Here is a 24,629-nt window from a genome sequence, read left to right on the forward strand (position 1 = left end):
GGAGACACTTTTAAGATTGCCGGAGTGTCCTACGCCTATAGACTGGGCTCTTTTAAATCTTCCGCCAACGCCTCTTGAGTGAAATAGTTTGATATGTATAAAGAAGAAGCCTATTAATGTTATGGGCTTCTTTTTGACGTTTAATTTGGGGGTAGCTATTGAGTATTTTGATTCAATTTATCATCTGGAGTATGTTCAATGACATCTGTCAAATTACATTCTAGCTTGTTACATATATCGTCGATAATTTTCATAGCAATGTACTCGTTACGCCACATTTTAGCGGCAGTTGACGGGGAGATATTCATTAGTTTTATAAACTCCATTTTAGAGATTTTCTTTTTAATCAAAGTTATTTGTAATGGTTCAAAACTAATCATTTATCATTCTCCTTCTTTAATACCAGATGACATAAAAAATATGATTAAATTCCAATAAGTCGGAAATAATTACGTCAAAACAGTTGAATAATGAAATGGTTGATGATATCATTTATAACAAGTCGTAAATATTTACGACAAAGTGAAATAGTTCTGAGTAGGAATTGATGAAACAAAGCTAAGCTATATCATATCATCCTAAAAAAATGATGTACAACACCCTTAGCTTTGCTATGGACATTTTACCAAAATAGAACTGGAGATGACACCTATGATTTTAAAAGTAAAGTTCAATAAACAAGATATTAAAAACATTGTCCGTATGAAAAAGGTCTGGGGACAGGAAGTAGGCAACGGAGAAACAGAGTTGTACTATTATCACATTATTGACGTGCTTAATCGAAAATGGCAAACGATCGGCTATAACGTTTCCGATGCTATTCGAGTATTTCAAAATGGAAGCGACGATAAATGGACGTATATTATAGAGCAAGCCCCATTTAATCCTGATCTCACTACTAATGATCTAATTAATATGCTCAGTATTACTTCTGATGCTTCGTGTACTCGAAATGCTATACAAATTATACTGAATACGGTTGAAAGACGAAATGCTTTTGTTAATCGAATTACTAATGTGAATGAGGAAAGTGTACTTTTTCTCCTAGGAGCGATGCAAGAGCAATATCTTACGTATAATCAACTTTTAGACGAAGAGTTTATAAAACTATACACTGCAAATCCAGTGAATGCCTTAACTTTATATTTCCTTGAACCCGTTGACATTATTGCGTTTTGGGAGTGGGAAGCTGCTGGTGGTACGTGTGAAAAAGCCATTCATTATAAATTTGAGAAACCTTTGATGACTTTGATTCAGGCGATAGAACGTGCTGAGGATGAAACAAGAGGTTTGGCGTCTGGATATTAACCTCTCTATAACCTACATAAAGGGGAGATACATCTGACTACCCAAAATATAAATAGCTTTAAACCTGTAATCAACAACCCCTCTATTCCGTAAAGGAGCTTATCTATGTACAAAACTGGAAAACTCATTGACGGTAAACTTTTTCTTAAGACTTGGGACGATAAATGGATTAGCCTTCGATTGCTCATTCTTCTTGTGAAAAGAACGTGTGAATAACTATTTGCGATACTCAAGGCTAAGTCTTTTGATACAGGTATAAAGAAACACTCTTTCTTATAACAATTAGGAGATAAGGCTGTTCTCCATAAATTTGAATAATGCTATCATGTCATAACGAACTTGAACCGAGGTAAATTATGACAACGATTAGAGTGACTCCTGAACAACTTATAACCATCTCCAAGCAATTTGACCTTGCACAGAAAACAGCGATTCAGATGAATAGTCAATTGATGCAACAAATTTCTTTTATGCAGCAATTATGGGATGGTACAACCAAACAACAATTTTATAGTCAATTTCAAGTCTCTCAGAAGAAAATGACTGACTTTGTTACCCTGACGGATTCTATTGCGAGGGAGTTACGTCACCATGCAGACAAGTTCATATTAGCTGATCTGATGGAAGCAGGTAACATTGACGCAAGTTGTTTACCACCTCCACCTAATGCATGTGCTGTTCCTGCTCCAGATACACGAAATGCGTTTCAGAAATCGACAGATAGTTTATTGGAGCTTGGTCAAGATTTCTTGAACGCTGCTGAGGAAAGGTATGAAAAACGCTATGATTCAGTAGGAGGATTTTTAGACTATTGGACATTTGGTATTCCGAAAGGTCTGTATCAAGGATATGCGGAGCGAGCATCCAAGCAGTTTAATTCAGCAAATGATTTTTTTAACTTCTGGACTTTTGGTGTACATGGAACGATCAGAGAAGCTACAATGCCTACAAATGCTTGGTCAAAGGAACATTGGGCCAATATGATCGGTACAGCAGGATTATTTGGAGGAGTTAGCTCAGTAATTAAGCCTAAAGTTGGGCTAGCTGAGTCTGTGAAATTTAACCCATTAAAAGATGGAACTACAGGAATAATAGAAAACTTGGACACTACAAGAAAAATTATAGATACTAATGGCCTGCGTAATGAAGTGCTTTTAACTGAAGAGCAGATAGTAAATTTAACCCAGTATGCAAGAAAATTAGGGATGCCTGAAGAAAATATTCGTATTGCAGGGCCTAATGATACTTCACCTACGGGTTTATTATTTGATACGATTCTCAATATAAATAATGATGTCTTGCCTTCTAATGACGTAGGTAAATTAGCAGCTAATAGCCGGATTACTGGTCAAGGAACGATAGCACATGAAGTTGTTGGGCATTATGAAGCAGGGCTTGCAGGAAGGTCATTTCAAGTTATGGATGAAGAGTTTAACGTTATAACTAGGAATTTTGCATTGGACGAAGCACAAGCAAGTATCCGTGCTGCAAGATTCGCCCCCGATTTAACTCAATTAGAAAGAATTATGCTTTTAAGAGATGGGATTAATAGATTAAAAAACGAAGGTATCAAAGTTAGGGAAGTTAAAGACTTACTGTTCATACATGAACGCTAGAATGGAGATGTTTCTTTTGGAAATCATGAAATTGGATAATATTATCAAAAATCCAAATAAAGGGTTTGTCTTAATCGGAACTAATATTGGATTAGATAATCAGGATCATACGAAGTTAAAAAAATTGATAGGTTCAAAAATACAAGTTGATAAATTAGATGGAACAATATGCGAACTGGATGTATTAGATATTAGTATTTCTTTTTCTATAGCTAACCTCCCGCTCATTGGTATTAGTGTACAGGAATCAGAACACATTAAAGAAATAAAGAAGGGTTCTTTGGTTCGTATTTAATTCAATTAAATTTTATTGTATGAAAATAGATCATCTAAAAAAGGAACTCTGAGCTGGTGAGATGCCGCCACATAGAGTTCCTCTTTTCATTTTAGCGCTGCTTTTGAAGAGAATGGAGTTCCTCCAGCGCTTCCTTCAATGAAGGATAGTTAAACTTAAATCCGTGCTCCAGCGCCTTGCGCGGGATTACTTTTTGACCATCCAATACGAGGGTGCTCATCTCACCGAGCAGCTTTTGAACGAGAATGCCTGGAACGGGAAACCAATGCGGACGGTGGTATACTTGAGCTACGGTTTTCCCAAACTGGTCGTTCGTCACTGGGTACGGTGATGAAGCGTTCACTGCCCCGACGATCTCCGATGTATGGATGCAGTACGTGATCAGACGAACGATATCCTCAATATGAATCCAGCTCATCCATTGATGACCGCTGCCTATTCTGCCGCCGAATCCGAATCTGTAGGGCAATTTCATAAGTGGAAAAGCTCCTTTTTTTCTATCCAGCACGAGGCTAATACGCAGCTTGATTAAACGGGAATCGGATGGATAAGCGTTGGCAGCCTCTTCCCACTGCTCGACCACCTGAGAAAGAAAATCTTCCGAACGACGCGGGCTCATTTCATCGAACGTTTCGGTCAAGGAAGCACCATATGCGGCAATTGCCGAAGCCTGAATGATGACCTCCGGTTTTTTTTGCAGCGCATTTAGTGCTTGAGCCAGTTTGGCAACGGACAATAGTCGGGATTGGAGAATTCTTTGTTTGGACTTGTCCGTCCAGCGCTGATTCAGCGTTTCGCCTGCCAAATTAACGGCCACATCTATGCCCTCCAATGCTTCAGGCTTTTGTTTCAGCTCGTTCCAGCTCATATATTGCAAGCGTGGGCTCGCTTCGTGACCTACCATGGGTTTACGGGTGATTACTCTCACCGTATGCCCGTCGTTGAGCAAGCTTCTGGTCAGCGCACACCCTACTAATCCAGTACCTCCGCATATGACGATGTTCATGGAGTTCGACTCTCCTTCCGATTCGCAAAAAATATGTATGTTATAGAATATAACCCTTTTCGAGAAAAAAACCTCATTCGAATGTACCTGTATACGCTAAAGGATGTCAATCCATGCTTTGATTGTACCTTGTCTCCCTTACATGTAATCCTCTGCCTGTACTTTGCTTTAACAACACTAGTCAATAAGGCTACCATAAAAGCCATGTTGTTTGATTTCAATAATCACGTTAAAATGATTAAATCAAAATAAGACAAGCATAACAGAATAACAAGGATAAGGGGATGAAACCGAATCATGCTGAAAATTGGTTCTCATGTGTCCTTCTCGGACAAGGGTCTGCTCAGCGCTACAAAAGAAGCGTCTTCATACGGGTCCAGCTCGTTCATGATATACACGGGGGCACCGCAAAACACGCGTCGTAAGCCGATGGAATCCATGTATCTGGAGGAAGGCAAGCAGTTGATGGCTGAAAAAGGGATGGATGATATCGTGGTGCATGCCCCGTATATTATCAATCTCGGCTCTTACAAAGAAAACACCTATGAGCTGGCAGTCAGCTTTCTTCAGGAGGAAATTCGTCGCACTCACGCGATTGGCGTGAAAAATATCGTGCTTCATCCAGGCGCTTTTACCGATAAGGATGCAGAGTACGGCATTCAGCGTATTGCTGATGGCTTGAACGAGGTACTAAACGGTGTGAAGGAGACGGATGTTAACATTGCGCTGGAAACGATGGCAGGCAAAGGTACCGAAATGGGACGCAGCTTCGAGGAAATTGCCTCCATTATAGATAAAGTAGTGCACAACGAGCGTCTTACTGTCTGTATGGATACCTGTCACATTCATGATGCGGGCTATGATATTGTGAATGATCTGGACGGTGTGCTGGAGCAATTTGATCGTATTGTCGGGCTGGACCGCATCGCAGTAGTTCACGTCAATGACAGTAAAAACCCAGTTGGCGCTCATAAAGACCGCCATACTCCGATTGGATCGGGCTGGATTGGCTATCAGACCATTCATAATGTGGTGCATCATGAAGCACTTCAAGGGCGTCCATTTATTTTGGAAACGCCATGGATCGGAAAGGAAGCGAAAACCCAGCGTCCAATGTATGAGGTTGAAATAGCTTTACTTCGCGGGAATGTGAAGGAGCGTTTTGGTGATGAATTTTTGGGGCAGATAGAGCAGCTGCATTCGTTTTTCAAAAAGCAGGATGTGGATGTACGAAAATTTGTGCTAGACACCTGGACGCTGCTGAAAAATGATGCCAAAGCGAGAAAAGCCGACCCACGTGAGCCGCTGGAGCGCCTGTACGACATGATCACGGAAGCAGCCCTGTTTCCAGAGCTGAGCGAAGAACACATTAATCAACGGCTGATTGCCTGGTTTGCCGGCAGTCATTTGCCAGTGACAGTATAAGCCAAGGGGGATTTGTAGCCACATGGAACTTCACGTAAAACATCAGCCAAACAGCACTCAATCTGCGCATGAAAACCGTGCGCGTATGCTCGTATCCTGTCCTGATGGCCCGGGTATTGTAGCGGCCGTGTCTCGCTTTTTGTACGAGCATGGCGCCAATATTGTTCAATCTGATCAATATACGATGGACCCGTCCGGAGGTATGTTTTTTATGCGGGTTGAATTTGATCTGCCATACTTGAGTGAAACCCAGCCCCAACTGGAGCAGGATTTTGCCGTGGTTGCAGAACAATTCCGGATGGAGTGGACGATTTCAGCAGTCAGCCGCAAGAAAAAGCTCGCCATTTTCGTTTCCAAAGAAGATCATTGTCTGGTGGAACTATTGTGGCAATGGCAGGCAGGGGATCTGGACGCGGATATTTCTCTGGTGGTCAGCAATCATCCGGATATGAAGGAGTACGTGGAATCGTTCGGCATTCCGTATCACCATATTCCGGTGACAGCCGATACCAAACCAGAGGCGGAACGCCGTCAACTAGAGGTTATTGGTGAAGATATCGACGTTATTATTTTGGCCCGGTACATGCAGATTATTTCACCTAAGTTCATTGAGCATTACCGCAATCGGATCATCAATATTCATCATTCGTTCCTGCCTGCATTCGTGGGTGGAAAGCCATATGCTCAAGCCTATAATCGCGGTGTGAAAATTATTGGCGCTACCGCGCATTATGTAACGGAGGAACTGGACGGCGGCCCGATCATCGAGCAGGACGTGCAGCGGGTAAGCCACGGCGATGATGTCAATGAGTTAAAACGGATCGGTCGCACCATTGAGCGGGTCGTTTTGGCAAGAGCCGTGAAGTGGCATGCGGAGGACCGAATTTTGGTTCATGAAAATAAAACAGTCGTTTTTAACTGATTTTATATTTATTTAAAATGTAAATGTTCATACTTTTTACAAGCAAAGCCCGTCGAAATGACGGGTTTTTGCTTTTTTCTACGGAAAGCGGGGGTTAAAACCGGACAAAATACGTTATTTTTTGCGGTTTTGTGATTTTTTAAATGAGGTTAATACTTTGCGGGTATATTTATATGAGGACTCGGTACGACATTTCGACAACCATCTTTATAAACGATCTGGCAAACCTGCACGGCAAATGGTACAATATTTGAGGATGTATAAGTCATATTGAAACATTCAAGCAGATTCACTCACTTCGATGGACGTCGTTTCTATATCGGACGGCGGTATTGGAGAGCATGACCGAATGCAATTGGCATACTTTTTACAATATGAGGAGGCTAACCATGACTGACCAGAATCAAGCGATTCAAAAGGATGAAAACTCCACGATCGACAATTTGTCCATTACGACCATCCGTACGTTGGCAATTGATGCCATCGAGAAAGCAAACTCGGGACATCCCGGCATGCCGATGGGTTCCGCGCCGATGGGCTACCAACTTTTTGCTAAAACGATGAACCATAACCCGAATCACCCTACCTGGATTAACCGTGACCGTTTTGTACTGTCCGCAGGACACGGCTCCATGCTGCTGTACAGCCTGCTGCACCTGAGCGGCTATGATCTGCCTATGGAAGAACTGAAACAATTCCGTCAATGGGGCAGCCTTACACCAGGTCACCCTGAATTTGGACACACCGCTGGTGTAGACGCTACGACCGGACCTCTGGGTCAAGGTGTAGCTATGGCCGTAGGTATGGCAATGGCTGAAGCTCAACTGGGTGCAACCTATAATAAAGATCAATTCAAAGTTGTGGATCACTTCACGTATGCCATCTGCGGCGACGGCGATCTGATGGAAGGCCTGTCTCACGAAGCGGCTTCATTGGCTGGACGTCTGCGTCTGGGCAAGCTGATCGTATTGTTTGATTCCAATGATATTACACTGGATGGCAAGCTGGATCTGTCTTCTTCCGAGAGTGTTGCAAAACGCTTTGAAGCTTACAACTGGCAAGTGCTGCGCGTAGAAGACGGTAACGACCTTCCAGCGATCCAAAAAGCGATTGAGGAAGCTCAAGGCGACTCGACACGCCCTACGTTGATTGAAGTGAAAACAGTTATCGGCTACGGAAGCCCGAACAAACAAGGTAAAGGCGGACATGGCGGTACTCACGGTTCCCCACTGGGTGCAGACGAAGCCAAGCTGACTAAAGAATTTTACAAATGGGTATACGAAGAGGACTTCTACGTACCGCAAGAGGTTCGCGAGCATTTTGCTAAAGTAAAAGAGCACGGCATCGCAGCTAACAAAGCTTGGGATGAGCAGTTCGCCAAATATAAAGCGGCTTACCCTGACCTGGCAGCTCAGTTCGAAACAGCCGTAAACGGCGACCTTCCAGAAGGATGGGACCGTGATCTTCCGAAGTACACGACTGAAGACAAAGCAGTTTCCACTCGTGTGGCTTCCGGTAATGCACTGAACGGCTTGGCTCCAAACGTACCGTTCCTGACAGGCGGATCTGCCGATCTGGAAAGCTCCACCATGACACACTTGAACAACCTGACGAACTTTACACCAGAAGACTATGCTGGCCGTAACATCTATTTCGGTATCCGTGAGTTTGGTATGGCTGCTGCGATGAATGGTATGACATTGCACCAAGGGGTAAAAGTATTCGGCGGTACATTCTTCGTGTTTACGGATTACCTGCGTCCGGCTGTTCGTCTGGCAGCTCTGATGGGATTGCCTGTAACTTACGTTCTGACTCACGACAGTATTGCTGTTGGTGAAGATGGCCCGACTCATGAGCCGATCGAACAATTGGCTTCCCTGCGTATTATCCCGAACCTGACGGTTATTCGTCCAGCGGATGGCAATGAAACTTCCGCTGCTTGGGCTTACACGCTGGAAAACAAGAAAAACCCGGTTGCTCTGGTATTGACTCGTCAAAACCTGCCAATCCTGGCTGCTACTGCTGAGCATGCACGCGAAGGTATCAAACGCGGTGCTTATGTCGTTGCAGATGCGACAGACGGCAAGCCGGTTGCTCAAATTCTGGCTACGGGTTCCGAAGTACAACTGGCTGTTAAAGCTCAGGAAGCACTGGCGGAGCAAGGTATCCAAGTACGCGTTATCAGCTTCCCAAGCTGGGATCTGTTCGAAAAACAAGACAAAGCATACAAAGATTCCGTTCTGCTGCCTGAAGTAAAAGCTCGTTTGGCTGTAGAAATGGCTTATCCACTGGGCTGGGAAAAATATGTCGGCGACCAAGGCGACATTCTCGGTATCAGCACATTTGGCGCATCCGCACCTGGCGACCGCGTCATTAAGGAATATGGCTTTACGGTAGAGAACGTTGTTAATCGTGTAAAAGCTTTGTTGAAATAAAACAATCTTTAAACAGACAGTCGTAACCTGAGCAAGGCTTACGGCTGTTTGTTTCATATCGTACGGTGATGCAGTGTGTATTTTCGTACTGAGGCTTGGAGCAAATTTATGTTATGATCCATAAATATTCATTCAACCATTGATGAGCAGATGAGGGGATAACGAATGACACAGTTTGATGGAGTCAGCGTAGTTAAAAAAGCAAATGTATATTACGACGGTCAGGTCACAAGCCGTACAGTTATTTTGGGTGACGGCAGTAAGGTTACATTGGGCATTATGCTGCCTGGAACGTATGAATTTGGAACAGATTCCCGTGAGATCATGGAGATTTTGGCAGGGGATTTGAAGGTATTGCTTCCAGGTACTGAGGAATGGCTGGAAATACAGGGAACGGCAACGTTCCACGTGCCTGCGCAGTCTTCATTCAAGCTGGAAGTACGAAGCGTAACGGATTACTGCTGTTCTTACCCGGAATAAGTAGTGAAAAAAGGGCAAGCACTACTCGACTTTAAGTCAATTGTGCTTACCCTATAAGCTGTGCGATATGTACTAAAGCACAGCAACATGGTTAAAAAGAAGGATGCGGCTTATTCGAGTGGTTTACCGCCAATAGTGCGGCCGATCCACGTTTCATAGGTCTTCACGACAGCGGACAAGTCCTCATCTCCATAGCCTTGTGTTTGCCCGGCTTGAAACAGACTTTTGGCAATGGACAGCATAGGCGCCGGAATGGACTGGCTATCCGTCAGCGAGGCAGCGAGCTTCAAGTCTTTGAGCATCAAGGCCAGTGAGAATTGGTTGCTGAAATCATGCTCGATGATTTTACGTCCTTTCAGGTCAGCAGCCTTGCTGCCTGCCGATCCGAGCTGTACCAGTTCAAGGAAGCTTTCCGCCGGAATGCCGGACTTAGCAGCGATGGCGAAGCCCTCAGCCAGAGCCAGGTTGTTAATACCGACCATCGTGTTATGTGCGAGCTTGGCTACGGCTCCGCTGCCATTCGGTCCCATGTGAAGCACCTTTTTGCCCAGCGTATCAAAAACGTCCGACTGTGCGGCAATGGCCTCTGCGTCACCGCCAACCATGAACACAAGCGTGCCGTCTACAGCAGCAGGCTTACTGCCCGTTACTGGAGCATCAATGAAGGAGCAGCCCAGCTTGTCCGCTTCGGCGGCCAGTTGTTTGACCAGCTCAGGTGAAATGGTGCTGTTGTCCATCACCGTTACACCAGACGAAAGACCGGCAAACACGCCGTCCTCGCCGTAGTAGATATCACGGATCGAGTGATCATCGCTGACCATGGTAATGACCAGATGCTGGCCTTCAGCCGCCTCACGGGGCGTTGAAGCCGTACGTGCGCCTTGCTCTGCCAGTGGTTCGCAGCGTGAGGCGGTGCGGTTGTAGACCGTGACTCCATATCCCTGCTTCAGCAGGTTGGATGCCATCGGGGCGCCCATGGTGCCCAGTCCGATAAATCCAATGTTCTTCATAGCTAATCACCTTTCTTGTTGGAGGTTGCCGCCGATACAGTGCGAGTTCGGCTTGATTTGACGGTTTAAATCAGTGGATCTCCATTTATTGTAGCATGGGTATGCCACCCTATCTACACTAGGGTCTGACAAGGCACTGGACACATAGGTAACGCAAGCTTGTCAGGCCCTGCAAATTAAAGTATCCTATTCCTAAGTCCTTATGTTCGTATTCATGGTCTTAGCAATACAAAACAGGAGGTTCCAAACATGTCTAAAAAAGTTATTTTTGATTACACCAAAGCGCTCTCCTTTGTAGGGCAGCACGAAATTGATTATTTTGCAGAACCCATCAAGCTGGCTCATGAGCAGCTGCATAACCAAACCGGTGTAGGTTCCGATTTCCTGGGTTGGATTGACTTGCCTACCAATTATGATAAAGAAGAGTTTGCACGCATTCAAAAAGCTGCTGCAAAAATCCAAAGTGATTCCGAAGTGCTGATTGTAATCGGCATCGGCGGTTCTTACCTTGGCGCACGTGCTGCGATTGAAATGCTGTCGCATTCCTTCCACAATGCACTGCCTAAGGACAAGCGCAAAGGCCCGGCTGTTTATTTTGCAGGCAACAACATCAGCTCTACATATGTGAATCATTTGTTGGAACTGATTGAAGGAAAAGATTTCTCCGTGAATGTCATTTCCAAATCAGGTACAACAACAGAGCCAGCTATCGCTTTCCGCGTATTCCGTGCAGCTCTGGAGAAAAAATACGGTAAAGAAGAAGCGCGCAAACGTATTTATGCAACAACAGATAAAGAACGCGGCGCTCTGAAAAAACTGGCTAACGAAGAAGGCTACGAATCCTTCATTATTCCTGATGATGTAGGTGGCCGTTATTCCGTGCTGACAGCAGTAGGCTTGCTGCCGATTGCTACAGCTGGTATTAACATTGAGGAAATGCTCCAAGGGGCGGCAGACGCTTCCAAGGAATACAGCAATCCGAATGTAGCTGAGAACGAGGCTTACCAATATGCAGCCGTTCGTAACGCGTTGTACCGCAAAGGTAAAGCTATTGAAATTCTCGTGAACTATGAGCCTTCCCTGCATTTCGTTTCCGAGTGGTGGAAACAATTGTACGGCGAAAGCGAAGGCAAGGATTACAAAGGTATCTACCCTGCTTCCGTTGACTTTTCGACTGACCTGCACTCCATGGGACAATTCATTCAAGAAGGTAGCCGTAACATTTTCGAAACGGTTATCCAAGTGGAAAATGTACCTAGCCACATCACCATCGAAGCAGATGAGGATGATCTGGATGGACTGAACTTCCTGGCAGGCAAAACGGTGGACTTTGTAAATAAAAAAGCATTCCAGGGTACATTGCTGGCTCACACAGATGGACAAGTACCGAATCTGATCGTGAACATTCCTGATCTGAGCCCTTACTCCTTCGGGTACCTGGCTTATTTCTTCGAAAAAGCTTGCGGCATCAGCGGCTACCTGTTGGGTGTGAATCCATTCGATCAACCGGGCGTAGAAGCTTACAAGAAAAACATGTTTGCTCTGCTGGGTAAACCAGGCTTCGAAGAGCAAAAAGCTGAGCTTGAAGCGAGATTGTCCGAATAAGGAAGCTGTAAACTCCTGACCGAAACAGGATTTCAGACAGGAGCGTTATAGCGTATAGCACCAAATAAAGTACAGGAAAGCAGTTCACCGGCTGCCAGAAGCGGGGGGACTGCTTTCTTGTAAAATGAAGTAAGGAAGGTTATACGTGATATGTTGGAACAATACCGAACTGTACGCGGTTCCGGCAGCAAGGAAATTGTGATCCGGAAATCCCGTTTTATCGGTCACATCCAGCCTGTTCAGACCGAGGAAGAAGCGGCGGCTTTTATCGAACGCATTAAAAAAGAGCATTGGAACGCAACCCATAATTGTTCTGCCTACATGATCGGGGAACGAGACGAAATCCAGAAGCAATCGGATGACGGTGAACCGAGCGGTACGGCGGGCAAGCCCATTTTGGAGGTTATCCGTAACCAGAAGCTGAAAAATGTGGCGATTGTCGTTACCCGTTACTTCGGGGGGATTTTGCTGGGAGCAGGCGGTTTGATTCGTGCATATTCAGACGGTGCTGTTGCAGCAATTGAGGCAGGGGATGCGATTACGCGTGTGTTACATCGTGAAATTTTTGTAGAACTGGATTACACCTGGTTGGGCAAAGTGGAAAATGAATTGCGGAATCGCAGCATCCGTACTGGAGAAACCATGTTTACGGATAAAGTTACCTTAACCTGTCTGCCGCTGGCTGGTGATGCGGAATCCTTCAGCAACTGGATAACAGACTTGACACAGGGGCAATCGCTTGTGTCGGAGGGAGAGCAGCTTTACTTTATTGAAGGGGAATAAATAATATGGCTAGAAGAGCAGTAGAACAGGAGTTGTCAAGAGGGCGGATTCTGGAAGCGGCCAGGCACTTGTTTATTACCAAGGGCTACCGCGCGATTTCAATGCGCAGCATTGGCCAGCATCTGGGTTACAGTCATGGTTCATTATACTATCATTTTAAAGAGAAGGCTGAACTGTTCTACGCCATTGTGATTGAGGATTTTAATACGTTACGCGGGATTCTGCTGCAAGGAGCAACAGGCACGCCGGATGATGGTCTGAACAGACTGGAGCACTTGATGCTGGAGTTCATCCGTTTTGGCTTGGAAAATCCTTATCAGTACGAAATTATGTTCATGATGCACGATGAAGAACTGTTCGCTTACTGTCGCACGGAGCAAAATCGTTGCCTAGAATTATTCGCGTCCATGATCCGTCAGGAATTAAGTGATCAAGGACATCCAGAGGAAGATTGCTCACGAGTACCGAAAAGTCTGTTTTTGTCTATGCACGGCTTTGTATCCTTTTATATTCAGGATGGTTTAACATTTGAAGAGATTAGGCCCGCTGCTTTGGCACATGTAAAGCTGCTGTGCAGAAACCTATGAGCGTACCTGTAATCACACGCTTCGGCTATGAATCTGTAGGGCGCTTTTCTGGATATGTTCACTTCATGACGGTGCCTTATCATTACGGTACTTTGCGAAAGCGACTAAGATTGTAACAGACGATGATGCATCCATCAGGAGAACATCATGGTCTGTTTTTTACATGGTACTGGCGTGCGGCTCCTTCCTGAACTCCGCTTTTTTCAATCAATGAAGCGACCTCGCGTGTAATATCACGCATCTCATCTCGTCCGCTAGTGGATAATTCTAAAGTATGCAACATGATTACCCTCTCCCTTCTTCTTATTACTTTACCCATTTTACTTTGCCCATTTAACACCTGACGTAATATATAGAGTTGACGACGAATGCTTTCCTTTGATAAAGTATCACATAAGAAAAACATAGTATATACATTGGAATAATAAAATGATTTTAAATGAGGTACGCGCTTTGCGGCAAGCAAGGCTGCTGCTGTTCCTGCACAGGTTCAGAAGCGGAAAGGAAGTGTACGGTTATGCATGTGGAAGTAAGGGGTTTAAACAAGCATTTCGGTAATTTTCATGCAGTAAAAGACGTATCCTTTGGTATTCAAGCGGGTCATCTGATTGGTTTACTCGGTCCGAGCGGTGGCGGCAAAACCTCCATTCTTCGGATTTTGGCAGGTCTGGAGCAACCGGATGCGGGAGAAATTCATTTTCACGGAAAAAGGGTAAACGAGCTGGCCCCGCAGGAACGCGGAATCGGATTTGTATTTCAAAACTATGCTTTGTTCAAGCATATGAGCGTGTACGACAATATTGCCTTTGGTCTAAAAGTGAAAAAAAGCTCCAAGGCCCGCATCAAGGAACGCGTCACAGAGCTGGTTGAGCTGACAGGGCTCAAAGGCTTCGAGCATCGTTATCCGCATCAGTTGTCTGGTGGACAGCGGCAGCGGGTTGCTTTTGCGCGTGCCTTGGCACCAGAGCCTCAATTGCTGCTGCTGGATGAGCCTTTTGCAGCCATTGACGCCAAGATTCGCCAGGAGCTACGCACCTGGCTGCGAGAGTTGATTGAGCGGGTGGGGATCACTTCGATTTTCGTCACGCATGATCAGGATGAGGCTATTGAAGTAGCCGATGAAATTATGGTGATTAATCAGGGACGGCTGGAGCAAAAGGGAACACCTTGGGATATTTATAAAAAGCCAGGGACCCCCTTCGTAGCTTCCTTTATTGGGGAATCGACGGTGATTGAACAGGCGAGCAGTCTCAAAGGCTTCGAGGAAGCTGCAGGAACAGGAGCACGTGCCTTGATCCGTCCAGAGTATATTGATGTCGGGCCAAGCGAGGAGTTTGCGCTTCTGTCGGCGACCGAAGAAGGCATTGTGAAGCATTTGCATTTTCGGGGGAGTGAATGGATGGTTGAAGTACAGATCGGGGATCATCGACTCATGACGTACCGTTCGCTGGAGAAGTCCATGCTGGAGCCTGGTCAGCAGGTGCGCGTGCTGGTGCATCGGGCTTATCTGTATAACGACCAGTCCAGTTGGATGTTGGAAAACCGTCTCAAGAAAGATCCAATGCCTATTATGATTTAAAATTATAACGCGATCATACATGAGGGGATGTCCGCCTGTATTCAGGGGTTTGGGGCATGCTCCTTTTGGCGTTGGGAGTGGGAGGATTTACGCAAGGTTGGTTTGTTCGATATAATAGTAGTAAAAACACCCAGATAGATAGGAGTTAAACCATGAATCGGCTTATTTTTCTTGGCACGGGGGATGCGATGGGTGTTCCGCGTGTGTACTGCGATTGTCTCGTATGTACGGAGGCCCGCACGACAGGGGCCAATGTGAGGCTGAGGTCGTCTGTACTGATCGAAAGCGAGACGGAGGACTTTATGATTGATTGCGGCCCGGACTGGCGCAAACAGCTGGAAATGCGCGGGCTTCGCTTCATTCGTACGATCCTCGTGACGCACGCACATTTTGACCATATTGGAGGACTGCCGGAATGGGCTGATGCCTGCCGCTGGACGGGTAACAGAGGCCATTTGTACGCTCCACAGGAGGTAATCGACACGATCCTGCGTCAATTTTCCTGGCTTCCAGGTCATCTTGACCTTATCCCTGTCGATCAGGGAGCCTTGCTTGGAGGATGGAATATCCGGGGTTGGCGTGTGAATCACGGGAAGAACGGATATGCTTACGCTTATCGACTGGAAAAGGATGGCTTCTCGTGGGCCTACTGTTCGGATTCGATCGGACTAAATGATGCGGAAATTCTGCCCCTGCACAATCTGGATTTGCTCGTGTTGGGAACGAGCTTTTATCATGAAGAAGCCGAATATGCAACCCGCTCGGTATATGACATGCTGGAGGCTCAGGAGCTTATAGGGAGACTCCAACCCAACCGCACGGTATTTACACATATGTCTCATGATGTGGATGTCACACGCAACTACGGGCTTCTGGAAGGGATCAGCTTGGCACGGACCGGCATGAGCCTGCCATTGAAATAATGCTGTCCCTTACATCGTGCGGCTGATGCGGAGAAGAGTCGCAATGCCTTCTTTGATTTGCAACTCGTTGGCATACGAATAGGATAATCTCACATGCGTTTTGCCTTCCTCGCCAATCGGATCGAATACATTACCGGGTACGAAGGTGACCGACTCCTGTACGCATTTGGCGAGCAGTTCATGAGGTTTCAACGAAGAAGGCAACTGGAGCCAAAGGCTGAGGCCGCCTGCCGGACTGGTCCATGTCCAGCCGGAATCACGGAGACTGTCTTCCATCGTTTCCTTGCGAATCTGGAGCGCGATACACAGCTTTTTGAGATGCTGCTGCATGCGTGGAGATTGAAAGTATTGCAGGAACAGCTTCTGATTCAGCAGTGGCGAGCCGTTATCAACCAGCGCTTTGACGTTCAGCAGGGTGCTCATGAGCTGTGGTCGGCAGGTCACGGCTGCGATTCGCAGACCTGGCGCGACATATTTGCTATAGCTGCGAATGTAGACGACGCTTCCCGAAATATCATAAGCGAAAATAGGTAACGGCGGCTTTTGCCCAAAGCTGATGTCATAGGTACTGTCGTCCTCGACAATAAGGCAGCCGTAGCGCTCGGCCAGCTCGGGCAGACGTTTGCGCTGTTCATCGGGTACCGTGAAGCCAGTCGGGTTGTGGAACGTTGGATTGATATAGAACACACGTGGCTTTTCTGTCTTCATGCACCATTCAATCTGTTCCATATCATAGCCTTCCGGTCGGATATCGGTCATGGTCAGACGCGCGCCTTGTCTGCGGAATATTTCCATAGCAGGGCCATAGGCGGGACGCTCGGTCAACACGCGGTCTCCTGTCCGGATCAGAGAACGGGAAATCAGGTCGATGGCCTGCTGTGCTCCAGAGGTAATCAGCACTTCGTCTGGTGACAATGCAAAATGCTTATCGACGCTAAAATGCTGCGCCATCGCATCCCGAAGCTCGGCATCGCCCTGTACAGAGGAATAAGTGGCCGCTACTTTCGGATGCTTTTCAAATACCTGCATCATCAGCTCACCCCAATATCGGTTGGGCAGGAGAGACGGGTCAATCAGCGCTTTGGAAAACTGAAAATTCGCATTCACCGATTGAACGCGGCTAAGTCCGTCCATTCCCCTCCAGGCTGAAACAGATGGATCATCTGCCGCGTGGGCGGATTCGGAGTGAAACGTGAGATCAATGGATGAATGCCCCGAGTAGCCAGCATATTTCGCATGCCCGGTCGCTTGGGAAGCATGAACGTAATATCCTGATTTATCCTTTACATAGACCAGTCCCCGTTGCTTCAACTCCTGATAGGCCCGGAAAACGGTTAGCCTATGTACACCCAGCTCCTGAGCCAAGCTTCGAACGGACGGCAGCTTCATGTCTGCTTGCCAATCTCCACGCTCAATCCGCACAATCACATAATGGATGACCTGCTCATACAGCTTTAAGGCATGATCGGCTGGAAAGAGTATTTCGCTGTTGTTCTTGCCCACGCTGTCCACGCTCCTTTTGTGTGTATTTTACTATAAAACATTTCAAAACCGTATACAACTGTTCTGTAGGCACACATCTGTTCTGTTCGTCTCCCTGTATGATTGAAAGCAACTGAAGGGAGAGGGACGTATCATGATTGGTATTGCGTTTACGATAATGTGTCTTATTTTTGGTACAACATTTCTGGCTATAAAAGTGGGGGTAGAAGCGGGACTTCCGCCGTTTTTGTCGGCGGGTGTACGTTTTTTCGCGGCAGGGGCCATTTTGTTTATCGCTATGAAGCTGATGGGTAAAGTTCGCTGGTCATTATTATGGCGGAAGGAAATGGTACTCATTGGAGCGGGAACGACCTTCGGTACGTTTTCGGCCTTGTATTGGGCAGAGCAATATGTCAGTTCGGGGATCGGAGCCATTTTGTCTGCTACCGGACCGATGATGATCGTTATTTTGCAATCGGCGCTGCTGCGGCAAAAAACGTCGCGGATTACGGTCATTGGCTGCATGATCAGCTTTCTTGGCGTAGTGCTGGTGGTGCTGCCCGGATTGGCGGTTCAGATCAGTGGCCTGTGGCTGGCGGGATGCCTTGTCATTTTGCTGGGGGAGCTGTGTTATTCCGGGGGAGCACTTTATTCCAAGCGGGTGATGGATGTATTTCGGGAAACGAACCCGATTGCCCTGAATGCGGCGCAAATGATCCATGGGGGATGGATGCTGCTGGTACTGTCTGCGATCACGGAGCCGTGGAGTTCTGAGGGGTGGCAGTACCTTCCTGCCATGGGCTCTTTATTGTATCTGATTCTATTTGGTTCGATGATTGCACATACACTGTTCTACTGGCTCATGGAGCGTACAAATCCACTTTTCCCGACGACGTGGTTGTATATATCACCACCGATTGCGGTAGGCTTGGGAGCCTTGGTGTATGGAGAGCATGTAAGCTGGTGGATGCTGGCGGGGGTGCTGCTCATTGTGACCGGATTAATCCTGATGAACAACGGAATTCGTCTGGTGAACAGGCGAAAGGTACGTCCTGCTGCCTGATATTTTGAAGCCGTATAGGCATTGGTGACACCCTGCTGGCTTAATGCTGGTGGGGTGTTTTTTTGTTTATATTTCCCCTATAGACTACCCTTCATGTAGGCTATGACAAAAATTGATTATGAACATTAGTTGCATAATATATTGACAGATGGTCAATTTTGGAGAAGAATAAAGTATGTTTTTTAAAAATTATGGTATTTTTATGTGAAGGGTGGTTATGACTTGAAGCATGCACCTACGATTTCGGCAGAGTTTGAAGCTTGCATCGCCCTGTTTCCGTACAACAGCTTGATCGAATCACTTTGGCTATGGGGTTACCAGAAGGCTACTTCTACGATTTGTACATAGAAAATTACATTATAGAACGTTCCCCAAATATGCGCCGAATTGAGCCGTTGTTATATCGTTGTGCGGAGCTGGACAAGTTGGATGCGATCCGAAGAATGGTTGGAGCAATCATGGACAAGCTGCTGTATTCGCCCAGACTATTCGACATTGCAGAAACGTTATTCGCACAGGGGCGACATGCTGCTGCGCTGTTGCTCTATGAGAATGTAGCAGAAGGGGAGAAGTATCAGCATTCCGAGCGCTTGGCAGTCTGCCAGTATCGTATATTCACGATCCAGATTGGAGATGATCAAAGCCGAAATCTCAAGGCATCTTCGATATTTGAAGCTTTTGTGGAGCGCCTAGATGAAATAGACCAGCTCGATGCATTAAAGGATTTGGCTAACGTGTACAGGTCTTTGCATAATTGGGACAAGGTTAATGAAATGGCGAGAAAAATGAGAGGGAAGGCGGAAATCCAGTACAGTTTACAGCACCAAGAGAAGCGAAAGTCCCGAGAGTATGAGAAGAAAACAAAGGGGCCATTATTTGGATACATTGCTTATGCTGACCTGTTGTGTGCATGTGTCAGTGAAGCCCGAGGCGATTACGAACAAGCTCTACAATATACATACGCCTATGCTGATTTAGATTGGGTCATAGAGACGGACGAGGATACACGACACTGGATAGGTTTGTTTCAACAATGGGCTGAAGGTAATACGTATGTAAATAAGCTCCTGTCTGGAGATACGAGTGTGCTTCCAGAGTACGTTGAATATATAGCAGTGACATCAATCGCCAACAATAATGAGAAGCTCTCAAAGCTGTTGAACGTTATAATAGCAGCTAACCAGTATAAAGTAGATGTGAATGACATACTTCAAAGGTTTGAAACGGAGATAGATTCTATTACTCAACATCAACCATCTGCTGATATGTATACTTATCAAGTGGTACCAGAACATTCAACGCTTTTTAAATATGAATTGGCTAAATATTACTTGAATTGGGGTAGATATTCACATGGCTTTAAATACTTGCTAGACGTTTTAGCTAAATCATTAGCCATTAATAAAGAAACCTTTTTCATTAGGTGCGTAAGATTATTCGAGCAATTTAAAGAATTTGCAGACGTTCAAGCTCATGCAAAGTACGAAATCTTAGTTAGTAAAGGTCAAAAGGAAAAATTATTTTACTATTAGTAATGATTAATTTTTTCAAAGTGTTAGATTACAGTTCCCGTATGTAAATCTTATTGAAAAGGTATAGTTAGACAACCTTAAGAAAAATAGCTCTTCTGATCATCGCGGATAGCTTTTTGTTTATTGTTACTGTACCAATTCAATCGAATAGTCACGATCAACTGAGAATACAGCTTCGTGATACAAGTGGAGGTTCTTAAACTTAGATAATGAAAAAGCCCCGCTAACCTTAATTGAACTGACCCCAAAAAGTTAGGCGGTTCAATTTTTAAGGTTAGCCGGGCATTTTTGTTATCTGCAAATTTTATACAGGTAATGCCGCTCTAGAGGTAACCATTTCGGCGGCGGATCGTTTAAACATTCAATATGAATTTGTCGATGGCGTGCTTAACACCGTCTTCATTATTGCTTTTAGTAATGTAATCAGCCAGCTTTTTCAAATCAGGAATGGCATTCTCCATCGCTATGCCGAGACCCGCACATTCGAGCATTTCGTGATCATTCCAGGAGTCGCCAATTGCAATCGTTTCGGACAGATCACAGCCATAATGGTTAGCAAGGAAGGTAAGAGCGTGGCCCTTTGTGCCCTCATGGTGCATAATTTCCAGAAAATGAGGCTTGGATTTGGTAATATGCACTTCATTACCAAGCAGCTCGCGCAGTTCTGGAATCAATTTGTCCAGCACTTCCGGCTCGTCAATAATCAGCAATTTAGGAGTCGGTTGCTCTATAACTTTACTGAATACAGGCTCTACAAAATATTCCGTATTGTTCAGCTCGGTATAATCTTTGATTTTCTGATTATCTTCACGTGTGTACAATTTGTCATCTATATACGTTTGCAGATGCAGATTGCGTTCCACGCAGAATTCATACAAGCGACGAGCAGCCACGAGTGGAACATAACGCTCATACAGCACGTTTTCGTCCAGCAGGTTTTTAATCAAGGCACCTTGGTACGTAATGATTGGAACGTTCAAGCCGGTTTGGCGGGCGAGTTGTTTGGCAGATGCGTAAGCACGTCCTGTTGCAAGTGTAACCACGACACCTTTGGCTACAGCAGCTTCAAGCGCCAGTTGCGTTGCAGGAGTAACTTCTTTCTGATCGTTAATGAGTGTATCATCAATATCAATAGCAATTAATTTATACATATCGGTATTCTCTCCTTTATCTCTATCATGGGGCAATGTTCAAATTGTATCTTATAATATTCAAAATGACAATATCACAATGAAAAGGGGACGACTCCTTTAAGAGCCTGCCCCCTTATAACCACTGAAGAATTGGATTGAATCAATGGGGAAAAGTGGCTGTTAGTCTTCCAAAAATACGAGTCCGACAAAATCGTCCAATTCAATATTACCGAAATAATGCTTCAAATCGAGAGAGGACAAGGCTTGACGAACTTCACCTTCATCGTAGCGCTTGCCGCGCAGAATATTTTCAATATCAGCGACGTCACCCACACCGAAGAAATCGCCGTAGATTTTAATATCACGGATATGGCCTTCCTTGAGATCCATGCGGATATCAATAATGCCAACCGGAAATTTACGGGTGTGCTTAATATTGCTTTCAGGAGATTGACCGTAGTTCCAGTCCCATGATTGGTAGCGTTCAGCGGAAATTTCATGGATTTTGGCCCAATCGGCATCGGTTAGCTTATATTGGGGTACCTGGTCCAGCTCTGCACTGAATATGTAACGCAGCAGTTCTTCGCGGAATTGCTCAATGGTCATCTCGCGGTCCATCAGCTCGCTGATGTTAGCAACGCGGCTGCGGACAGATTTAGTACTTTTGGATTTAAATTTCTCGGGATTGGCATGCAGTGATCCAGCCACATTGTCCAGATTCAGGTTAAACATCAATGTACCGTGGCTGAACATGCGTCCGCGCGTGGCAAATTGGGCGTTCCCTGAAATTTTGCGCTCACCGACCTGAAGATCGTTGCGTCCGGTCATTTCGGCTTCCACACCCATTTGGCGCAGGGCGTCAATGACAGGTTGCGTGAATTTGAGGAAATTATGAAAGGATTCCCCGTTATCCTTGGTAATGAAGCTGAAATTTAAATTACCGAGGTCATGATATACAGCCCCGCCGCCGGACAGGCGACGAACAACTTGAATGTTGTTGTCTCTGACAAACTCGGCGTTGATTTCTTCAATGGTATTTTGATGCTTGCCTATAATAATAGAAGGCTGATTAATGTAAAACAGCAGATAGCTGTCGTCCAGCGGAAGATGCTTGAGTGCGTACTCCTCAATGGCAAGATTAATGGCTGGATCGTGTATGCCCTGGTTGTCGATGAACAGCATGTCCATTCCTCCGTATATACAAACTGTGTAGTTTTATGTGTACCTCCTTCTATTGTAACCCAAGTGAGCGACGTACACAAAAGCTCATTTGCATTGACGGGACGCGAAAAGCAGCCCCATAATGGAGCTAAATGATTCGGAACGGCCGGAAAGGATGATAGGCAATATGATAGAGGTTTACGGTCACGGTGGGGACAGGGAGACGGCTGCGGCGACATTCGGCGGGGCGGCTGCGGATTTTGTGGATTTTAGCGCAAATATTAATCCGCTGGGTCCGCCACCGGAGGTGCTTGAGGTGCTGCAAAGTGCGTTGGACACTGTGATTCGCTATCCAGATCCCGGGCACCGGAATTTTAAAAATATGCTGGCGCGGCGACTGCATGTTCCACCAGAGTCGCTGAGTATCGGAAACGGCGCGGCTGAGAGCATGGCGTTGCTGTTACTGGGACTGGCTCCCAAGCGTGTGGGCACGGTGGAGCCGTGCTTTTCGGAATATGCAGAGCTGGCAGGCAAATTCGGAGCCGAGGTAAGCTCGGTGTACGGCAAGGCCTCGCTTCAATGGAAGGCGGATGTGGAAGACATACTTCAGCTCATGGAGCAGGTAGATGTTCTGTTCCTCGGTCAGCCGAATAATCCGAACGGAGTACAATACGGCGATCAGGAGCTGCGCGAGCTGGCAGAGGCGGCGGGGACAACGGGCACCGTGCTGGTGGTGGATGAAGCGTTTATTGATTTTATCCCGCAGGAGCGACAAATTTCACTGCTGCCTGTGCTGGATCGGTATCCTCATGTGATTTTGATTCGGTCGATGACGAAATTTTATGCCATTCCGGGCTTGCGCTTGGGCTATGCGGTTGCTCATCCGGATTATATCCGGCGAATGACGGCCAAGCAGGTGACCTGGAGCGTGAACGGACTGGCATTGCTGGCGGGAGAGGCGTGTTTGCGGAGTGGTGAGGCGTACGAGCGCCGCACGCAGAAGCTGATTGCTACGGAGCGTAACCGTCTGCTGACCGCTTTGGCGGAATGGGGCTACGGTGTCATCCCGGGTGAAGCGAATTACGTGCTGGCACGGACGCCGGGGACGTGGAGCGCATCAGCCATTCAACAGGCGCTTGGACAGCGCGGGATTCTTATACGGAGCTGTGCCATGTACCCGGGGCTGACGACGAGCCATTTTCGAATTGCGGTCAAGGACGCGGAAGCCAACGGCATGCTGCTGTCTGTATTAGGCGAAGTGCTGGAGGAGGAACGGCGGCGTGACAGTTAGCTTGATCATGATGGCCGCATATCTTCTGGACAGGCTGATCGGCGATCCGAGATGGTTGCCACATCCGGTCATCGGCATGGGACATGCTATTTCTGCCTTGGAAAAGGCGATTCGCCGCCGGGTTCACAGTGACCGTGGTTTGAAACGCGCTGGCTTGCTGTTACCACTGATTGTGGTGGGCGGCTCCTTCGCGCTTGGCTGGGCGTTACTGCGCTTGCTTGCCTGGATTCATCCGTGGCTGTCTATCTGCGCGGAAATTGTGCTGATCGCCACCACGATTGCTTCCAAAGGACTAAAGGACGCCGGAATGGCAGTGTATCGCGAATTGAAGACGGGTGACCTGCCTGCGGCACGCCGGGAGCTGGGGATGATCGTCGGGCGGGATACGCAGCAGCTTGATGAGCCTGAGATTGTACGCGGTACCGTCGAAACGGTGGCTGAAAACATCGTGGACGCGATTATTTCGCCGCTTTTTTATGCCCTGATCGGGGGAGCACCATTAGCTCTGGCTTATCGTGCCGTGAATACCCTCGATTCCATGGTTGGCTACAAAAATGAAAAGTATCAGCATTTGGGCTGGGCCTCGGCACGTCTGGATGATGTCGCTAATTACATCCCGGCACGCCTGACAGCGGGGATGCTGGTAGTAGCGGCGTGGGTTTATCGACATGATGCTGGACGTAGCTGGCGCACGGTTAGGCGAGATGCGCGGCTGCATCCCAGCCCGAACAGTGGCTTTCCAGAATCAGCAGTTGCGGGTGCATTGGGGATTCGCCTCGGGGGCTATAATGTGTATCATGGCGTGCGCTCCTTCCGCGCATATATGGGAGAGCTGGTGCGACCGATGGAGCCGGATGATATTCGGCATACGATCCGGCTGATGTTTGCCGTGTCCAGTATGTTTGTGGGATTGTGTCTGTTCGTGTCTATCGGATGCTATGCAATGGGGTGGACGCAGTGATGAAGCGTGACGCACCGAACATCGGCAATAGA

21 protein-coding genes and 2 pseudogenes are annotated in these 24,629 nt (G+C 46.6%); 16 read left to right on the forward strand and 7 right to left on the reverse strand.

All coding sequences use genetic code 11. From position 1 onward, the window contains the following. Positions 1–155: 155 nt before the first annotated feature. The gene (locus HPL003_RS14435; RefSeq protein WP_014280414.1) at positions 156–380 is read right to left on the reverse strand and encodes a helix-turn-helix domain-containing protein; all 225 of its coding nucleotides are present in this window, start codon (positions 378–380) and stop codon (positions 156–158) included. A gap of 271 nt (positions 381–651) precedes the next feature. On the opposite strand from HPL003_RS14435, the gene HPL003_RS29425 reads away from it, so the two are divergent. From HPL003_RS29425 to HPL003_RS14450, 3 genes are all read left to right on the forward strand, one after another. Further along, positions 652–1,308, forward strand: coding sequence for a hypothetical protein (locus HPL003_RS29425; protein WP_014280415.1), 657 nt, complete (start codon positions 652–654; stop codon positions 1,306–1,308). Positions 1,309–1,664: 356 nt separating this feature from the next. Then, complete coding sequence (locus HPL003_RS14445; protein ID WP_014280417.1) at positions 1,665–2,924, forward strand: WXG100 family type VII secretion target; 1,260 nt, start codon at positions 1,665–1,667, stop codon at positions 2,922–2,924. Positions 2,925–2,949: 25 nt separating this feature from the next. Then, a complete protein-coding gene (locus HPL003_RS14450) occupies positions 2,950–3,219 on the forward strand; it encodes a hypothetical protein (protein WP_238533516.1) in 270 nt (89 codons plus the stop codon). A 91-nt stretch (positions 3,220–3,310) separates the two neighbouring features. Here the strand turns inward: HPL003_RS14450 and HPL003_RS14455 are convergent, their stop codons facing one another. After that, positions 3,311–4,225, reverse strand: coding sequence for a TIGR01777 family oxidoreductase (locus HPL003_RS14455; RefSeq protein WP_014280419.1), 915 nt, complete (start codon positions 4,223–4,225; stop codon positions 3,311–3,313). A gap of 297 nt (positions 4,226–4,522) precedes the next feature. Here HPL003_RS14455 and HPL003_RS14460 point away from each other — a divergent pair, with 297 nt between their 5' ends. The 4 genes from HPL003_RS14460 to ppnP all read left to right on the forward strand — a co-directional run bounded on the left by HPL003_RS14460 (position 4,523) and on the right by ppnP (position 9,487). Continuing rightward, complete coding sequence (locus HPL003_RS14460) at positions 4,523–5,650, forward strand: deoxyribonuclease IV (protein WP_014280420.1); 1,128 nt, start codon at positions 4,523–4,525, stop codon at positions 5,648–5,650. A 22-nt stretch (positions 5,651–5,672) separates the two neighbouring features. Further along, positions 5,673–6,572, forward strand: coding sequence for a formyltetrahydrofolate deformylase (gene purU / locus HPL003_RS14465; RefSeq protein ID WP_014280421.1), 900 nt, complete (start codon positions 5,673–5,675; stop codon positions 6,570–6,572). 389 nt (positions 6,573–6,961) lie between these two features. After that, positions 6,962–9,007, forward strand: a complete 2,046-nt coding sequence (gene tkt / locus HPL003_RS14470) for a transketolase (RefSeq protein ID WP_014280422.1) — start codon at positions 6,962–6,964, stop codon at positions 9,005–9,007. Positions 9,008–9,172: 165 nt separating this feature from the next. Beyond that, the gene (gene ppnP / locus HPL003_RS14475) at positions 9,173–9,487 is read left to right on the forward strand and encodes a pyrimidine/purine nucleoside phosphorylase (protein ID WP_014280423.1); all 315 of its coding nucleotides are present in this window, start codon (positions 9,173–9,175) and stop codon (positions 9,485–9,487) included. A gap of 110 nt (positions 9,488–9,597) precedes the next feature. Here the strand turns inward: ppnP and HPL003_RS14480 are convergent, their stop codons facing one another. Then, the gene (locus HPL003_RS14480; RefSeq protein WP_014280424.1) at positions 9,598–10,497 is read right to left on the reverse strand and encodes an NAD(P)-dependent oxidoreductase; all 900 of its coding nucleotides are present in this window, start codon (positions 10,495–10,497) and stop codon (positions 9,598–9,600) included. Positions 10,498–10,746: 249 nt separating this feature from the next. On the opposite strand from HPL003_RS14480, the gene HPL003_RS14485 reads away from it, so the two are divergent. The 3 genes from HPL003_RS14485 to HPL003_RS14495 all read left to right on the forward strand — a co-directional run bounded on the left by HPL003_RS14485 (position 10,747) and on the right by HPL003_RS14495 (position 13,472). Then, complete coding sequence (locus HPL003_RS14485; RefSeq protein ID WP_014280425.1) at positions 10,747–12,102, forward strand: glucose-6-phosphate isomerase; 1,356 nt, start codon at positions 10,747–10,749, stop codon at positions 12,100–12,102. 150 nt (positions 12,103–12,252) lie between these two features. Next, positions 12,253–12,885, forward strand: a complete 633-nt coding sequence (locus tag HPL003_RS14490; RefSeq protein WP_014280426.1) for a YigZ family protein — start codon at positions 12,253–12,255, stop codon at positions 12,883–12,885. Between the two features lie 5 nt (positions 12,886–12,890). After that, a complete protein-coding gene (locus HPL003_RS14495) occupies positions 12,891–13,472 on the forward strand; it encodes a TetR/AcrR family transcriptional regulator (protein ID WP_014280427.1) in 582 nt (193 codons plus the stop codon). A gap of 166 nt (positions 13,473–13,638) precedes the next feature. On the opposite strand, the pseudogene HPL003_RS28210 reads toward HPL003_RS14495, so the two are convergent. Continuing rightward, positions 13,639–13,755, reverse strand: a pseudogene (locus tag HPL003_RS28210) (secondary thiamine-phosphate synthase enzyme YjbQ); the annotation flags it as partial. A 234-nt stretch (positions 13,756–13,989) separates the two neighbouring features. Here HPL003_RS28210 and HPL003_RS14500 point away from each other — a divergent pair. Both HPL003_RS14500 and HPL003_RS14505 read left to right on the forward strand, forming a co-directional pair. Further along, positions 13,990–15,051 carry a sulfate/molybdate ABC transporter ATP-binding protein gene (locus HPL003_RS14500; protein ID WP_014280429.1) on the forward strand — a complete coding sequence of 354 codons (1,062 nt, stop codon included), beginning with the start codon at positions 13,990–13,992 and terminating at the stop codon, positions 15,049–15,051. Positions 15,052–15,203: 152 nt separating this feature from the next. Beyond that, entirely contained in the window at positions 15,204–15,974 is a 771-nt protein-coding gene (locus HPL003_RS14505) for an MBL fold metallo-hydrolase (protein ID WP_014280430.1), read from the forward strand. A 9-nt stretch (positions 15,975–15,983) separates the two neighbouring features. Here HPL003_RS14505 and HPL003_RS14510 read toward each other — a convergent pair whose 3' ends face one another. Next, positions 15,984–17,477, reverse strand: a complete 1,494-nt coding sequence (locus HPL003_RS14510) for an aminotransferase-like domain-containing protein (RefSeq protein WP_014280431.1) — start codon at positions 17,475–17,477, stop codon at positions 15,984–15,986. A 133-nt stretch (positions 17,478–17,610) separates the two neighbouring features. Between HPL003_RS14510 and HPL003_RS14515 the strand changes: the two genes are divergently transcribed. After that, positions 17,611–18,519, forward strand: a complete 909-nt coding sequence (locus HPL003_RS14515; protein WP_014280432.1) for a DMT family transporter — start codon at positions 17,611–17,613, stop codon at positions 18,517–18,519. A 263-nt stretch (positions 18,520–18,782) separates the two neighbouring features. Then, positions 18,783–20,051: pseudogene (locus tag HPL003_RS14520) on the forward strand (transcriptional regulator); the annotation flags it as partial. A gap of 353 nt (positions 20,052–20,404) precedes the next feature. Here HPL003_RS14520 and HPL003_RS14525 read toward each other — a convergent pair. Next, a complete protein-coding gene (locus HPL003_RS14525) occupies positions 20,405–21,202 on the reverse strand; it encodes a Cof-type HAD-IIB family hydrolase (protein ID WP_014280434.1) in 798 nt (265 codons plus the stop codon). A 162-nt stretch (positions 21,203–21,364) separates the two neighbouring features. Beyond that, the gene (locus tag HPL003_RS14530) at positions 21,365–22,366 is read right to left on the reverse strand and encodes a lipoate--protein ligase (protein ID WP_014280435.1); all 1,002 of its coding nucleotides are present in this window, start codon (positions 22,364–22,366) and stop codon (positions 21,365–21,367) included. Between the two features lie 166 nt (positions 22,367–22,532). Here HPL003_RS14530 and cobD point away from each other — a divergent pair, with 166 nt between their 5' ends. Then, positions 22,533–23,636 carry a threonine-phosphate decarboxylase CobD gene (cobD, locus tag HPL003_RS14535; RefSeq protein WP_014280436.1) on the forward strand — a complete coding sequence of 368 codons (1,104 nt, stop codon included), beginning with the start codon at positions 22,533–22,535 and terminating at the stop codon, positions 23,634–23,636. Continuing rightward, the gene (gene cbiB, locus HPL003_RS14540) at positions 23,626–24,597 is read left to right on the forward strand and encodes an adenosylcobinamide-phosphate synthase CbiB (RefSeq protein WP_014280437.1); all 972 of its coding nucleotides are present in this window, start codon (positions 23,626–23,628) and stop codon (positions 24,595–24,597) included. Before cobD ends, cbiB begins: the two co-directional genes overlap by 11 nt. Positions 24,598–24,629 lie beyond the last annotated feature (32 nt).

The sequence above is a fragment of the Paenibacillus terrae HPL-003 genome, from assembly GCF_000235585.1.
Taxonomy (GTDB): domain Bacteria; phylum Bacillota; class Bacilli; order Paenibacillales; family Paenibacillaceae; genus Paenibacillus; species Paenibacillus terrae_B.

Bases quoted from the DNA above. Each gene is read 5' to 3' on its own strand.
- HPL003_RS14435 (WP_014280414.1), bottom strand. From the start codon at position 380: ATGATTAGTTTTGAACCATTACAAATAACTTTGATTAAAAAGAAAATC.
- HPL003_RS29425 (WP_014280415.1), top strand. From the start codon at position 652: ATGATTTTAAAAGTAAAGTTCAATAAACAAGATATTAAAAACATTGTC.
- HPL003_RS14445 (WP_014280417.1), top strand. From the start codon at position 1,665: ATGACAACGATTAGAGTGACTCCTGAACAACTTATAACCATCTCCAAG.
- HPL003_RS14450 (WP_238533516.1), top strand. From the start codon at position 2,950: ATGAAATTGGATAATATTATCAAAAATCCAAATAAAGGGTTTGTCTTA.
- HPL003_RS14455 (WP_014280419.1), bottom strand. From the start codon at position 4,225: ATGAACATCGTCATATGCGGAGGTACTGGATTAGTAGGGTGTGCGCTG.
- HPL003_RS14460 (WP_014280420.1), top strand. From the start codon at position 4,523: ATGCTGAAAATTGGTTCTCATGTGTCCTTCTCGGACAAGGGTCTGCTC.
- purU (WP_014280421.1), top strand. From the start codon at position 5,673: ATGGAACTTCACGTAAAACATCAGCCAAACAGCACTCAATCTGCGCAT.
- tkt (WP_014280422.1), top strand. From the start codon at position 6,962: ATGACTGACCAGAATCAAGCGATTCAAAAGGATGAAAACTCCACGATC.
- ppnP (WP_014280423.1), top strand. From the start codon at position 9,173: ATGACACAGTTTGATGGAGTCAGCGTAGTTAAAAAAGCAAATGTATAT.
- HPL003_RS14480 (WP_014280424.1), bottom strand. From the start codon at position 10,497: ATGAAGAACATTGGATTTATCGGACTGGGCACCATGGGCGCCCCGATG.
- HPL003_RS14485 (WP_014280425.1), top strand. From the start codon at position 10,747: ATGTCTAAAAAAGTTATTTTTGATTACACCAAAGCGCTCTCCTTTGTA.
- HPL003_RS14490 (WP_014280426.1), top strand. From the start codon at position 12,253: ATGTTGGAACAATACCGAACTGTACGCGGTTCCGGCAGCAAGGAAATT.
- HPL003_RS14495 (WP_014280427.1), top strand. From the start codon at position 12,891: ATGGCTAGAAGAGCAGTAGAACAGGAGTTGTCAAGAGGGCGGATTCTG.
- HPL003_RS14500 (WP_014280429.1), top strand. From the start codon at position 13,990: ATGCATGTGGAAGTAAGGGGTTTAAACAAGCATTTCGGTAATTTTCAT.
- HPL003_RS14505 (WP_014280430.1), top strand. From the start codon at position 15,204: ATGAATCGGCTTATTTTTCTTGGCACGGGGGATGCGATGGGTGTTCCG.
- HPL003_RS14515 (WP_014280432.1), top strand. From the start codon at position 17,611: ATGATTGGTATTGCGTTTACGATAATGTGTCTTATTTTTGGTACAACA.
- HPL003_RS14525 (WP_014280434.1), bottom strand. From the start codon at position 21,202: ATGTATAAATTAATTGCTATTGATATTGATGATACACTCATTAACGAT.
- HPL003_RS14530 (WP_014280435.1), bottom strand. From the start codon at position 22,366: ATGCTGTTCATCGACAACCAGGGCATACACGATCCAGCCATTAATCTT.
- cobD (WP_014280436.1), top strand. From the start codon at position 22,533: ATGATAGAGGTTTACGGTCACGGTGGGGACAGGGAGACGGCTGCGGCG.